1 protein-coding gene (cut by a window edge) is annotated in these 15608 nt (G+C 72.3%); it reads right to left on the bottom strand.

From position 1 onward, the window contains the following. Positions 1-15608 carry part of the coding region annotated (locus SNE206_RS37850; RefSeq protein WP_407918133.1) for an EndoU domain-containing protein on the bottom strand (this coding region is incomplete at both ends). Its footprint extends 12637 nt past the window's final position, so 15608 of the 28245 annotated nt are shown.

The following is a 15608-nucleotide window of genomic DNA, read 5'->3' as shown; positions in this document are numbered from 1 at the left end:
CCCGCAGCACCATGACCCACCACCAGACGCCAACCCACCGCACCCGGCACCGCAAACGCCGCACCCCCCTCCACCGCGGAACCACCCACCCGCGGGAACCACACACCCGTCGACATCGACACCACGGACGGCAGCTGCTGCACGGTGCTGCCGGGCGCCGCCACCTGGAGGAAGGCTGAATGCAGGTCGTCCATGGTCCCGCCGACCGAGGACACGCCGCCGAGCAGCCGCTCGATCTCGCGGACGAGGGCGATGCCGGTGTCCTGGCCGAGGAGCTGCCCGGCCCACTGCGCCAGCTCCGTCTCGGCGAGGGGCAGTACGGCGCCCGCCTCGGCGGCCCACTCCTCCAGCCGACGGACCGCCGTCAGGCGTGCGACGGAGGGGACCGGGCCCTGGAAGAGGTCGAAGGTCCGGGTGTAGAGGCCGATCAGGTCGGCCAGGTCGGAGCCGCCTCCCGAGAACACCTCGTTCATGATGGCGCCCAGGCTGCGACCGACGCCGATCTGGTTGATCCGCTGGACCGCCGCGACATGACCGGCCACCAGCAGGTGACCGTAGAGGGGGTACAGACGTCCCACTCCTGCGAGGAGGAAGGTGACCGGGTCCGCGGCATCCACCGTGGTCCAGTAGCCGACACCGTGCTCCGCCCGCAGGGTGGCTTCGAAAGCCTTAACCCGCGGCAGGGTCACCACCTGCTCGTGGTGGAGGCCCGTCCACTCCTTGACCCACCGCACCACCGTGCGCATCTCGGCCACCGCCTGCGGCGTGAGGAGCACCGACGGCCCGTGCAGCTCCCAGAGCAGGCCGGCGGCGTGCACCAGCGCTCCGGCCGGTGCGCCCGCGCCGAGGAACCGGTCCGACAGCAGCGCGAACTGGTCGTCACCACGAGCGATCCCGTACATGTCCGCGACCGCCGCGAGGCGGACGACGATCACCGTCTGGCCGGGCGTGAGCACGTACCCGGCAGGGTATCCGGCGAAGTCCGCGACCCAGCGGCGCAGCGCGTCCGCCGAGTGACCGCCGCTGCCGTCGTAGCGCGCCATCAGGTCGATCAGCTGCCGGTCCCGGATGTCGGGTGTTTCAGTATGCGGGCCGAAGAGGTCGTCGAGCAGGCCCTCCAGGTCGACGTGGCTGAGGATGCGCTCCGGTTCGGTGCCGTTGTGCTCGGCTGCTGCCCGGCCGATTCCGACTGCGGTCTCGATGTCGCTCTGGCCGATCTTGCTGGTGTGCGAGCCCAGTTCGGCCCAGATCCGCAGAGCCCGGCCGGTCGTCAGCAGCCCACCGGACGTGGGGACGGGCAGGGCGTGGCGCCGGTGGAAGGCCACGGCACGCGCCGCCGCGTCGACCTCGTCCGGGCCGACCGGGGCGGTCTGCGCCAGACCCAGCAGCTGCCGGACCTGTTCCCGCACGTCCGCGGCTGCCGGCACCTCGCCGGACGGCACCGGGAAGCGTCCGGCGAGGTGTTCCCGCAGGGCGCGGAAGGTTTCCATCAGGTCCTGCCCGAACAGCCAGGTCGTCGTGGCGGCGTAGAGCTCCCCGGCGAGGTCGAGGACCTTGCCCGTGTGGGCCAGCTCGGCACGGTCGCGCGGCGGGCGCCCGAGGTACAGCGAAGCCCAGTGGAGTTCCTGGGCGTAGCGAACGCCGTCCCGGCCGGGCGGCACCCGGAACTCCTCGGAGGCCAGCATCGTGGCCACCTCTCCGGGCAGCAGCAGGTCCTCGAGTTGCAGCCGCCCTGTCAGCTTCGGCCGGACGATCACGGCTGCGGCCTGTCCGCGGGCGGGCTCGACGTCGGCGGACTGCGCCACGAAGGTACCGATCTCCTCCAGGTCGTCATCGAGCAGACCTGCCAGGGAATGAACCTCCCGTCCGGCATGATCAGTCATGTACAAGTCAATAGTGTCCCAGATGGCCCGCGCGTTTTGCATCAGCCCGTCGTTCCGGCGGACGCCGGGCGACAGCGGGGTACGCCGCGCGCTCGACAGCACGTCGACGTAGCGGTCGAGGAAGCCGAACATCAGATGGGCGGTTTCGTGCGCATAGGCCGCGTGCGTCAGTTCCGTGTACCAGCGACCGGCGTCCGTCCGGTCGATCTCGTTCCCGGCAAGCAGCTCGACGGTCTCTGACTGGGAGGTCGGGGCGTCGACGAACCGCAGCCGTGCATGCAGTTGGGAGCCGTCCGGCAGCCGGTGCTGGAAGTTCAGGTAGGTGTTGACCCCGTCGGCGATGCGCGCCTTCGCCCGGTTCACCTCCGCCTGCGACAGCAGCGGGTCCGGCACGAGGTGGATGTCCCGGCTGAACTCGGTGACCTCCAGCGTCTGCACGGCACCGTCCGCACCCCGCCGCATGACCTGGTACTTCCGGATCTCCGCCCGGGCCGTGAGCTCGTACGGCGGGTCCGAGAGGGCCCGCTCGACCGTACGGGCCTCGGCATCGCCCTCCAGGTGCTGCCACTCCTCCGGCAGCAGCACGTCATCCGGCTGCACGGTGCCGGCCAGTCGGTTACCGCCGTGCAGCCGGACGAACCGGCCGACGGACAGGTTGCGCAGGGCCGGCCGCACCAGGTTGGTGTCGGTCACCGGCCCGCTGGTGCCGGCAACCGTCCGCGGAACTCCTGCGAAGCGCGCCTTGAACCAGCTGTCGAGCCGGCCCTGCACCGGGGCGCCGTACGGGCCGGCGAACGGCCCTGCGGCGGGCGATCCGACCGTCGGGCCCGAGGCCGGGACGACTGCCCAGGTCGGCTTCGGGGCAGGCGGGTTGAGCCCAGCCCTCGTCGCCATGGCGGTGACCGGTGCGGACGCCGCCGGGGCCGACGGGCCGACGAGGAGGCCCGCAGCCCGGAGCGCCTGGTCGAGGCGGGCCTGCCCGGCGACCGGGTCGACGCCCTGGGGCAGGGTCATCGGGTCGGCCGCGGGATCGGCACCCAGCAGTCCGAGCAGCTCGGTCACGCCGTCCGCGTCCGCCGACACGCCCAGCAGTCCCTGGAGCACCGCCGGCCCTGCCGGCCCGGCCAACTCGGTCGACGACGTGAGGCTCAGCGACTGACGCTCCGACACCCGTCGGGGCGTGCCGACGACCGAGATGCTGACCAGCGGTGTACCGGCCCTGCGCGGAGCCGCATTCAGCGTACGATCGATCAGGTCCTGGAGCCCCTGCCGCAACGTCTCCGCGACCGCCGCGTCAACGGCACCGAAGTGCACCGGCACGCTGATCAGGAGCGCCAGCTGGCCACTCGGGAAGATCAGGTGCTGATAGCCCAGCCGAAGCGGCCGCCCCTGGAGGGAGATCTGCGCGCGCTTCGCCGCGCCCGTCCCGACGTGCTTCTCCTGCGGCCAGACCGCGAGCGGCTGATCAGCCGCCATCTGCTCGGCAGGCTGTGCGGTCGGCTGCCCGGCGGACTGCTGGAGCGGCTGCGGAGCAGTCGTCACGGACTGTTGGGCCGGCTGCTCGGCCAGGGACTGCGCAGTGGGCCGGAAGTCGAGGATCCTCCCCTGACCGTCCAGCACCAGGCGCAGGCCGATGCCCGCGAACTCGCCCGTCACGAGCGTACGGGCCGGGTCGGCCGGGTCCGCGCTCCTGACCGAGTCGGTGTTCCGAGCCACCTGGTAGGCGGCGTACCGCATCTCCTCCTCGGTCCAGCCCGCCGGGAACACGCCTGCCGGGTAACCGCTGCGCGGTGCACCAGGTGTGAACGCCGTAGCGAACCCGGCCTCCTGCACGATCCTGGTGACCGTCGTCGGAGCCGGCTGCTTGTACTCGCGGAGCGTCGGCGCGCCGGCGAAGGGGTCCATCGCGTCGATGGCGTCCGCGAGTTCCTTCAGCCTGTCCGCCCGCGAGCCGTTCGACACCGGGTGCATGGCGCCCACCGGCTCCTGCATCCGCGCCGCGGCGGCGAGCGCAGCCAGCTCGGCCGGGTCCGCGGACGCACCGACCGCCTGCATCAGCAGCATCTTCATCCGGTCGTCCCGCCAGGACGTCGCGTTGCGCGGAACGGTGAACGACCAGCGGGCATCCTCGGGCCGGTCGACCCACTTGAGCTCGAGCCGGACCAGCGGCCCGCCGACGAGCCGCGGCAGCCGGTTGTACGTGTCGGCGAGCAGTTCCTCCAGCCGGGCGCCGAAGTCCTCGGCTTCCTGCCGGTCGCCGCCGAGGTGCGCCGGTACCGTCAGCGTGACGCCCAGCTGCCCGTTCCGGAAGAGCTCGTACCGCACCGCCAGCGCCACACCGGTCCCGGTCCCGGGCGGCACGAAAACGCCGGTGTCGGTCCTGCCCACGGGAGCCTTGGTGGTCGGCCACCACGGATACGGCTGGTGGGCGGTCGGCCGGTACGCGACGAACCGGCCGTCGCGGACCAGCCCCTCGATCCGAACCTCGTCGGCCTCGCCGACGAAGTGGTGGCCGTGCCCGTCCGGGTGCGGCTGGACCCTCCCGGAGGCCAGGGCCTCGGCGTGGGCCCGCAGCACCGCGTCGTTCACCCGGTCCGCTGTCCACTCCTCCGGGAACAGTGTGCGGATCGCCTCCGCCGACTCCGACCGCCAGCGGGTCGGGAGCCCGGCCTCGGCGGTGCCCAGGGCCACCGAGGTGTCCAGGAACCACACCGTCGCCCGGCGCGTGCCGTTCAGGTGGACCGCGTCCGCGACCACCACGTTCACGCCGTAGGCCTCCAGCTGCTCCGGGAACGGCGCGTGGTGGACCCCCGAGAGCGTCGCACGGTCCCCGTAGCGCAGTTCGGCCCGCCACAGTCGCCGGAAAGCCGGCGGCTGGACGACGGCGGGCGACGGCTGCGTGACGGCTGGCGGCACGGTCGCAGGCTGGACCATCGCGGGCTGCGCCGCTGCGGTGGGCTGCGGCGCATCCGGTGTGCGCACCACCTGGACGCCGCCCTGCGGCGGCAGGCCGCTGCCCACCACCCGGGCGGCCCCGAGGGCCGCCCACGCCTGGCTCAGATACGGCGTGTTCAGCCGGCGCTCGCTGCCGTCCTCGACCACCACCCAGTCGCCGTCGGCGACGACGAAGCGCTCGCCGTTCGGATCGACGCCGAGCGAGCCGGACACCACCTCGCCCCAGATGGTGACGACCGACTGGTGGGTCGGGCCGAGGATCCGTCGGCCGGAGGCGTTGTGGGTGTCCGTGAGCAGCGACGTGCCGCCGTCGTCCGTCTTGGCCGCGTAGTCGGTGAGGAAGGCGAGGTCCAGTACGGCGCTCAGGTGCGGCCGTACGGCGTTCAGCACCGCGGCGCCGCCGACCAGCGCGCCGTCGACCTCGACCACGCCGGTCTCGCCGTGGCCTGCCACGAGCTGCCAGTCCTTGGCGCCCTGGACCGCGAGCACCGCGTCGAGGTCAGCCTGCGTCGTACCGCGTGACGGGAACCAGATGCCGGTGGGCATGACGACCGCCGGTCCGGCGCCGCCCCGGCCCGGGTGCTGCCGCGCGGCGAGGTTTCGGCGCACCGTGGCGTCGAACGCCTGCCGCAGGTCGTCGAGCGTGCCGGCGTGGGGCGAGTTGTCGAGCTGCCTTTCGACCGTCCTGAACAGGCCCTGGGTATTCTGGTGGCCCAGGTGGAAGGCCCATTTCCGGAGCTGGTGCCCGGAGAGGGGCAGGAACGCGCCCGCCGCGGCGGCCCAGGTCTCCACCGTGTGCACGGCCGCCAGCCTCGCCAGCGACCCGAACATGGCCTGCTGATAGCTCCGTGTCCTGATGGCCAACCCCATCAGCACGGTGCGCGGAGCACCCGCGCTGCCGAAGACGCGCCTCTGGATGGTCGGCAGGTCGCGGCCGTTGGCGATCAGGGTCAGGTTGTAGTCCGCCTCCAGGTGCGCCTGGGTCAGTGCGTCGCCGAAGTCGTGGCGCAGCTTGGTGACCTGGTTGATCAGGGATACGGCATGGGTGGTGTCCCGGGGATCGGACAGGCTGTGCCCCGTGACGGACTGGTGCAGCGAGGCGACGAAGGTCTTCAGGCTGCCCGGTGTCAGCTCCCGGTCGGAGGCAAGGTTGAACTCCTGCGCGGCCCAGCCGCGGACCAGCGCCGTGCTCCGCATGAGTTCCGTGCTCGGGACCGTTCCCGCTCCCATGAGCGACCAGATCAGCCCGGCCAGGTGCAGGAGGTCCGCCACCTGGGCCCCTTCGCCCAGCAGGCCTGTCGCCAGCCGCTTCAGCTTGTCGCGCCGGATCTTGAGCGTTTCGGCGACCGTCGCGAGCCTGGCGAGGTTGCGCAGCTCGTCGGGGTCGAGGTTCGACCCGGCAGGGGCACCGGCCACCGTCCTGGCCCACTGCTGGAGCGAGGAGGGCCTGAGCGCCGCAGTCCCGTCGTACACGTCGGCGAGGTGGACGAGGAAGGTGAGGCGCTGGTCCTCGACCCTCCCTTCGGACCTCCGGCCGAAGAGCCGCTCCAGCAGTCCGGACAGTTCCGGCTGGGAGAACGCACGTCCCGACTCGTCGCGGAGGAAGGCGGATGCCAGGGAGTACAGCTTCTCCGCGGTCTTGAGCTTCTCGGGCGACTGCGGGTCCTCGGTGCGTCCCAGTTCGCGCCAGAGCTGGATCGCCCGGCCGATCCGGAGTACTCGCTCCGGCGGCAGCTGCGACAGGTCCGAACCGATGCGCTGCTGGTACGCGGCTGCCCGGATCGCCGCCTCGACGGCCAGCGGATCGACCGCGGCGGGTGTGGGCAGGCCCAGCAGCGTGGCGATCTGCTGCCGGACAGCTGCCGCCGGGGGGATGGTGTCTCCGGTGAAGGCACCGTTCGCGCGCAGCTTCTCCCACAGCGGCCGGAAGTCGGACAGCAGGCCGTCCCGGAACAGTGACCACGGCGCGCCGTCGAGCAGTTCGCCGGCCAGTGTGAGGACCGCCGTCACGTATCCGAGGTGGGGGCGGTCGGCGGGCGGCTCGCCGAGGTAGGTCAGGGCCATGTCGAGTTCGTTGACGTAGTGCAACCCGTCGCGGTCGGCGGGGATCGCGAACTCGGGGTTGTCCAGCAGCTCCCTGAGTGCCTGCGGCACGGCGAGTTCGGTGATCCGCGCCGGACCGGCCAGACGGGGACGGAGCCGCACCGGGCCCGCATGCCCGCGTGTCGGGGGGACGTCGAGGGCCGCGCCGGCCTGCCGGAGGATCTCGTCGATGTCCTCGTCGCGCAGGCCGCTGAAGAGCATGTCGACCACGCGTCCCGACCGGTCGTGCCTGAACGAGCCGTCGTGGAACCACACGTCGGCGTTCCAGCCCATCAGGCTCTGGCTGTGACTCACGCCGGGGGACAGCACGGCGGCCCTGTTGCTCGCCCCGGGGTCGGGATAACGGTCCTGAAGGCCGAGGACGACGTGGCTTGTCTCGTGCGCGTACGAGTACGGCTCCATGTCCGTGTACCAGGAGGACGAGTTGACCTTCGCCCCAGGTTCGCGGCCGGTGCCCACCGACAGGCTCACACTCTGCGCCGCACCCACCGTGCTGTCCGAGAACTTCAGCCGCACGTGCAGCTGTGATCGGTTGCGGAGACGGTGCTGGAAGTTCAGGAAACGGTCCACCCCGTCGAGCGCCCGTGCCTTGGCCCGGGCGATGTCCGCGGGCGTGATCGCCGGAGAGGTCGGCGCCAGGTGGAGGGTGCGGGTGAACTCCGTCACCTGCAGTGTGCGGGGCTGGCCGTCGTGCCCCTGCACGTCGAGCTGGTAGACGCGGACCTCGGCACCGAAGGGGTTGCCGAACGGAGGGTCGGCGACCAGGCCTCCGGTCCTGTGGACCGGCGCCGAGACCTCCAGGTGCTGCCACTGCTCCGGCAGCAGGACGTCCGTGACGGGCAGTCGGCCCGCGAGCAGGTCCTCGCCGTGCAATGCGTCGAACTGCTGTTTTGTCAGGTTGCGTACCAACGGCCGCGGGGCGGCAGTTGCGGGTCCGGCGACGACCGTCGCCGGACCCGCGTTGGCGGCGCCGGTGCGGAATCGCTGCGGCAACCCGTCCATCCGTCCCGGCAGCGTGGCCCCCATCGATCCCTGGAACAGCGCGTTGCCCTGGGCCGCGGCCGCGGCCGCCGCGGCCACGACGGTGCCCGCCCCGGCGGTGGTCGGCGGCTGTGCGACGGCGTTCGCGTTCAGCTTCGAGGAGGCCAGCACCGGCCCCGGCCACAGGGTGGTGCCGCGCGGGGCCGTGTCCTCCGGGCCCGCGGGCTCCTGGCTCTCGTCGGCCCCCGTCCCGCCTACGGCCTGCTCGGACACGGACAGGAACAGTGCCGCGAACTCCGCGTCGAGCGACGGTCCGTAGCTCGGCAGGAGGTCCGCTGTGACACGCAGCAGCCGCCGGGCGTCCTCGGCCGGGGAGGACGATCGTGCCTCCTGGGCCAGACCTGCCGCGAAGGCCTTCAGCAGCTCCGTCGACACCGGCGCGTCGGCCTCCAGGCCCTCCGCGTTCCGCACCCAGTCCTGGATCCGGCGCACCGCCGTCATCATGAGCTGCGAGGGGATCCCCGCACCGTCCAGCTCCCAGAGGTGGCCGACCAGCGCGAGCAGCTCGCCGGGGGTCGCCCCTCGGCCGAGGAGCTTCTCGGTGTAGCCCTTCAGCCCCTGGCCGCCGGCCAGCCGGAGGACACGGGCCAGGTTCCGGAGTTCCCCGTGCCCGAGGTCCTGCCCGGTGCGGACGCCGACGAGGTCCCGCGTCCATGCGCGCAGCGACGTCGGTGTCAGCGGGGCCCTGCCGTCGTAGGTGCCGACGAGGTCGATCAAGGCGGTGAGACGCGGGTCCTCCGCGCCCTGCGGCCGGGGGCCGAGGAACGCCGTGAGCACGCCCTGTGCGTCCGCCCGGGTGAACGGGCGCCCCGAGGTGTCGCCACGGTCGGCGGCGACCAGCGCGTACAGCTTCCCCGCAAGTTCGAGCTCCTGGGCCGACTGCGGGTCGGCGGTCCGGCCGAACTCGCGCCAGAGCTGGATCCGGCGGCCGATCTCCAGGGCCCGCCCCGGCGGCAGCTGGGACAGGTCCGAGCCGCTCCTGGCCTGGTAGGCGGCTGCCCTGGCGGCAGCCTCCACGAGGAGCGAGTCGACCTTCGTACCCGTCGGCAGTCCCAGTGCCGCGCTCAGTCGCTGGACGAACCGGGCGCGCGCCGGTACCTCCACCGCGTCGGCGGGGCCGCCGGTCGGCCGGAGGTGGTCCCACAGGACCTTGAAGCTCGCCAGCAGGTCGCCGCGGAAGAGTGCACCCGGGACGCCGTCGAGGAGCTGGCCGGCCACCCGAACGGTCGCCGTCACGTCGTCGAGCTCGGCCCGGTCCCTGGGCTGCCTGCGGAGGTAGGCGATCGCCATGTCGATTTCGTGGACGTACTGCTGTCCGTCGCGGTCCTCGGGAACGCGGAACTCGTCGCTCTCCAGCAGGCGCCCGATGACCTCCGGCACGGCCAGGTCCGCCAACCGGGTCGGGTCGACCAGGCGCGGAGTGGCGCGCACCGGCCCTGCGGTGCCCTGCGTCGGCGCGCCGCCGAGCGCCGGGCCGGCCAGCTCGGCGATCAGCTGGAGGTCTGCGTCGTGCAGACCGGTCGCCGTTTCACCGACGGCCCGGCCGGCCCGGTCCCTCTTGAGGGCGGCGTCGACCAGCCAGAACTGGCTGGTCGAGCCCATGAGCCCGCCGTCCCTGCGAGTACCGGGTGACAGGGCGGAGGAGCGGTTGTCCGCCCGCGGGTCGGAGTACGTGTCGACGAGACCGAACACGGTGTGGCCCAGCTCGTGCGCGAACGTGACCTGTTCCATGCCCGCGTACCAGCGGGCCGAGTGTGGCTTGGCGCCCGGTTCGTCACCGTTCCCGGGCACCAGCTCGACGCTCTCCGTCCCCGGGGCCGGTGCGTCCGTGAACCGCAGCCGCACGTGCAGCTGCGACAGGTTCGGAAGCAGGTGCTGGAAGTTCAGGTACCGGTCGACGCCTTCGCGTGCCGCCTCCTTGGCCCGATCGATCTCCTCGGCCGACAGCGAGGGGTGCGGCTGCAGGTGGACGTCGCGGGTGAATTCCGTGACGGTCAGTGTCCGCGACCGGCCGTCCCGCTCCGTCGTGCGGATGCTGTAGGTGCGGATCTCTGCCCGGTAGTCGGTCCTGAACGGCAGGTCGAGGAGGGTGCCGCTCGACACCCGGACGGGTGCGTCGGCCTCCAGGTGCTCCCACTGCTCCGGGAACATGATGTCCTGGGGTGCCAGCCGGCCTGCCAGGATGTCCTGGCCGTGCAGGTCGCGGAACTGTCCGTCGGTGAGGTTGCGCAGCAGGGGACGGCGTACGGCGGGGCCAGCCTGGACGACCTCCGGCCGGGTGGAACCCTCTGCCGAGCCGAACGGGCGCAGGGCCGTCGAGCGTCCCAAGCGGTCGATCGTCTCGACGGTCGACGGCTTGGAGAACGGCACATCGGCCACTGCGACGGCGTTGTCCGTCCATGGCCGGGCCTCGTCCGAAGCCGTAACGGGAGTCCTGTCCGTGCCGGACCCGGCATCGGGCTGCACCTTCAGGTCCGCGACGGCACTTGCCTGCTCGGGTGCAACCATGACATGAGTCACGCCCCCGTTGTCAGGCGGCATCAGCTCCACCGTGGTCCGCAGCAACCGCTGCAACGCCTCCGCCCCGGAGATCCTCCCGTCCCCCATGACACTCGCGTAGGTCCTCAGCTGCTCCACCGACAGCGGAGTACCGGGCTCAAAGCCCAGATCCTCCCTCGCCCGCTCCTCCACCCGCTGCACCGCCAACAGCGTCTGCGGCGACAGCACCACCTCACCGGACAGCTCCCACACCCGGTGCGCCGATTCGAACAACTCGGCCGGCCCGGCGCCCGCCCCGAGCAGCCGCCCCGCCAGCTCCTCCAACGCCTCCCGGACCGAATCACCCCACCCACCCGCAGGACGGACCATCCGAACCAGCCGGACCACGCTCCACATCTCCGCCCGACCGAACACCCCACCCTCATGGCCGGCAAGCTGCTGCGCCCACTGATGCAGCTGATCCCACCTCGACGCCACCGTCGGCCCCGCCGCACCCACAAGATCCACCAGCGCGGCAGGACGCGGATCAACCCCGCCCTCCGGCCGCCCCCCGAACAACAGGACCAGCAGCGGCTCCGCATCCGCCACCGTCAACACATCCCCGGCAGCATCTTCCAGATGGTCGGTGACCAGGCGGTGCAACCGCTCCGCCTGCCACAGCTCCTGAACCGATCGCGGAACCGACACACCCCCCAACTCACGCCACAACCGAACCCGGTAAGCATCCTGCAGCGTGTTCCTCGCCCCGTACGGGGACAGGCCGGACAGGTCCGTGCCCTCTTCCAGCACCTTCGGATGGGTGAGCGGCATCAGCTCGGCCGTGGTCCGCAGCAACCGCTGCAACGCCCCCGTCCCGGCGACTCCACCGCCCTCCCCGACAAGCCCCGCCGCGAAAGCCGTCAGCTGCTCCACCGACAACGGATCATCGGACAGAAGTCCCAAATCATCCCGCGCCCATTCCTCCACCCACCGCACCGCCACCAGCGCTGGCCGCGACAGCACCACTTCACCGGACAGCTCCCACAGCCGGTGCGCCGATTCGAGCAACTCGGCCGGCCCGGCGCCCGCCCCGAGCAGCCGCTCCGCCAGCTCCTCCAACGCCTCCCGGACCGAATCACCCCACCCACCCGCAGGACGGACCATCCGAACCAGCCGGACCAGGCTCAACCTCTCCGCCGGACCGAACCTGTGCCCCATACGGCCGGCAAGCTCCCGCGCCCAGTTATGCAGCTCCGGCCACATCGCCGCCACCGTCGGCCCCGCCGCACCCACAAAATCCATCAGAGCAGCAGGACGCGGATCCACCCCACCCTCCGGCCGCTCACCGAAGAACACGACGAGCAGCCGCTCCATATCCGCCACCGTCAGCACAACACCCTTGAACCCACCGCGCAGATGGTAGGAAACCAGGCTGTACAACCGCTCGGCCTGCCTCAGCTCCTCCTCCGACCGCGGAAGCGACACACCCCCCAACTCACGCCACAACCGAACCCAGTAAGCAACATCCAGCGCATACTCCCCCCCCAACCGGGCCAGGTCGGGCAGCACCGCGCCCTCCTCCAGCACCTCCGGATGGGTGAGCGGCATCAGCTCCACCGTGCTCCGCAGCAACCACTGCAACGCCCCCACCCCGGCGAGCCCGTCAGCATCCCCGACAAGCCGCACCGCGAAAGCCGTCAGCTGCTCCATCGACAACGCAGTACCCGGCTCAAGACGCAGATCCTCCCGCGCCCACTCCTCCACCCACCGCGCTACCAACGCCGCCGGCCGCGACAGCACCACCTCACCCGACAACTCCCGCACACGGTCCGCCCACCCGAACAACTCGGCCAGCCTCTGGGGGAGCACGGCGTCCGGACGGCCGGGTGCCTCCGGGTTCAGCAGTCCCGGGAAGGGTGTCTCGGCCGTGGACGACACCGTCCTACCGACCGTGGAACCCAGCCACGTCTGAGTGGTGGCCGCCGCCGAGGCTGCCGCAACGGCGGCAGGCCGGGCCGGAGGGTCGGTGAGGAGGCCGGCTGTCCTGAGCGCGGCGTCGAGCAGTTCCCGTCCCGTCACGGGATCGCTGCCCGCCGGCAGGTCCCACTCGCCCACGGGGGTGTCGGCCCGGAGCCGGGTGAGCAGCGCTGCCAGGCCCTCCGGGTCGACGGGCACACCGAGTATCCCCTGGAGCACCGCCAGCCCCGATTCCCCGGTCAGCTCGTCCGAGGAGGAGACCGTGACCGACTGGCGGTCCGTCGCTGCCCGTGGTGTGCTGACGGCCGAGAATCGGACCAGCGGCTCGGACCCGCTCCGCGGCATGGCGTTGAACGTCCGGTCGAGGAGGGCCTGCACGTTGTGGCTCAGTGCCTCGGCGGCCGCCGCCCCGGTGTCGCGGAAGTGCACCGGCACCGAGATCAGGACCGCCAGCTTCCCGCTGGGGTAGATCGCGTGGCGGATGCCCAGCCTGACGCGCCGTCCCTGGGTCGTGTAGTCCGTCTTCCTCGGCGCGGTCACCGCGACGAACTGCTCGTCCTGCGGCTGCCCGGCCGGCCGCTGACCGGCCGGCGACTGTTCGTCCTGCGCCTGTTCCAGGGTGACCTGCGGCGCGACCCCGGCCTGCTCGGTCTCGGCGCCGTGGCCGGGCAGAACGTCGGTGATCACGCCCTGCTGATCGAGTACCACCATCAGCCGGACACCGGCGAACTCGCCCATCACGACCGTGCCGGCCGGTTCCACCGGGTCCACGGTCCTGAGGGAGTCGGCGCTGCGGGCCACCCGGTAGGCGGCGTACCTCATCTCCTCCTCTGTCCACCCGGCCGGGAACACGCTCACGGGGTGGCCGCTGCGCGGCGCGTCCGACGCGAACGCCGTCCCGAACTCCTGCTCGTCCTGGAGCGCGTTGATCACGCCGGCGGCGGGACCGGCGGACGTGCGCGGCGTGGACGGCCCGGTGAACGGTTCGCTCGCGGCGACGCCCGCGGCGAGCTTCTCCTTGGGGTCCGCCCCCGGGTGACCGTACATCGGTCGCCACTCGCCGACCGGCACCTCGGCCCGGACCGCAGCGGCCAACGCGGCCAGCGCGGTCGGCTCCGCCGCCACGCCCACCAACTGCGGCAGCAGCGCCGTCACATCGGCGTCGCTCAGCGACGTCTCCGCCCCGTCCGGCACGGAGTACGACCAGAGGGCGTGCTCCTGCCGTTCGACGTACTTGATCGCCACCCGGACGAGGAAACCGCCGTCCACGCGCGGGAGGCCGTTGTACGCCTCGTCGAGCAAGGTCTCCAGCCGCCCGCCGAAGTCCTCGACCTCCTGTTCGCCCGTGCCGCTCAGGTGCACCGGCACCGTCAGCACGACACCCAGCTGCCCGTTCTCGAACAGCTCGTAGTGCACCTCCGGCCCCGTGCCGCTCGTGGCGGCGGGCGGAGCGAGGACCGCCGCGGCGGTCCTGCCCACCGGTAGCTCGCGCGGCCACGTCAGGTGCGGCTGGTGCACGGTCGGCCGGTACACGACGAACCGGCCGTCACGCACCGTGCCTTCGACCCGCACCCCGTCGGCCTCGCCGACGAAGCGGTAGCCCCGCCCGTCCGGCTGGACCGTACCCGACGCCACTGCCTGGCGGTGCGCCCGCACCACCACGTCGGACACCTTCGCCTGCGCCCACCCCCTGGGGAACAGGGTGCGGGTCGGCTCGTCCGAGCTCGCCCGCCAACGGGTGGGCAGCTCCGCCGCAGCCGCCCCCGGCAGGACCGACGCGTCCAGGAACCAGACCTTGGCCCGGTAGGTACCGTTCGGGTGGGCCGGGTGTTCGGAGTCGTCGAGCCGCAGACCGTAGTTGTGCAGCTGCGGCAGCATCGGGTGGTAGGCCCCTGTCAGCGCCACGCGGTCGCCGTACCGGGCGGTGTCCTGTGCCGTGGGTGCGAAGACGGGCGTCGCATGGACGGCGGACGACGGCTGCGCCGGGGCCGGGCCCGCCTCGGCGATGCTCTGCTGCGCGGCGACGACGGCGTCGGTGCCGTCCGCTGCGACAGCCTGGCCGACGGCCGGCTGCGTGAGCGCTCCGTCCGCCTCCACGACCGCCAGGAGGTCGGTGCGCAGCCGGTCCAGCTCCGCGACTCCCGTGGGGTCGTCGAGGAGGCTTTCGATCTCCTGGAACAGGGGAGCAGCGCCGGGCCAGCCCACCCCGACGGCCCATCGTGCGAGCTGGTCTGGGCGGGGCGGTTCGGTGAGCCCGGCTTCGAACAGCCATCGCTCCGTGTGGGCAACCGCCTTCAGCTGCTGCACCGACCGGACGTGGCCCTGGGCGGCGCGCGTCCTGACGAGCAGCTCCAGCAGCGCGGTGTCCGGGACGTCCGCGACGCCGAACACCTCCTGGTTCAGGGCCGGCAGGTCCTGCTGGCGCCCGATCTCCTTGAGGTTCATCCTCGCCGCGGCATGGGCAGGGGTCAGTCCGTCCCCGTACCACGTCCTCAGGGCCGCGACGTGGCGGAACAGCGCGGTGAAGTGGGCGAGGCCGTCGCGGTCGGACATCGGCCCGCCTGGTCGCACCCCGAGCAACCACGTGGCGTAGGCCTTCAACTGGTCAGGTGTGACGGCCTGGTGATCGCCGAGGGAGAGCAGCTGTGCGACCCAGCCGCGGATCGTGGCCAGACCGTGCAGCCGCTCCCCCGTCAGCAGGTCGTCGCCCGCCAGGAGCGCCCGGTCCAGTCCCGACAGGTGCAGCAGATCACCGGCCCGGGCACCGGCGCCGAGCAGCAGGTCCGACAGCTGCTTCAGCCCGCCCGCACCGCGTGCGAGCCCCAGATTGCGGGCGATCCCGATGAGCCGTGCGGTGTTCAGCAGTTCCGCGGGTCCGAGGTCCCGCCCGGTGGTGACGCCCGCCAGGCCTCCGGCCCACCGCCGCAGATCGGCGACCGTCAGGGGCGCGGGGTCGGTGTAGGCCGCGACAAGGTCGACCAGGGCGCCGAGACGCGGGTCCTGCACCGACCTCGGCCGGGGACCGAAGAGCGAGGTGAGCGTCCCCTGCGCGGCGATCCTTCCGAGCGCCTCTCCCGGCAGGACTCCCGCTTCGTGGGACACCAGGGTGTACAGGGCGTCGGCGACCGAGAGCTGCTCGGGCGACTGGGGGTCCTCGGGACGGCCGAGTTC

The sequence above is a fragment of the Kitasatospora sp. NE20-6 genome, assembly GCF_045862635.1.
This window is presented reverse-complemented; position numbering and strand designations above follow the sequence as displayed.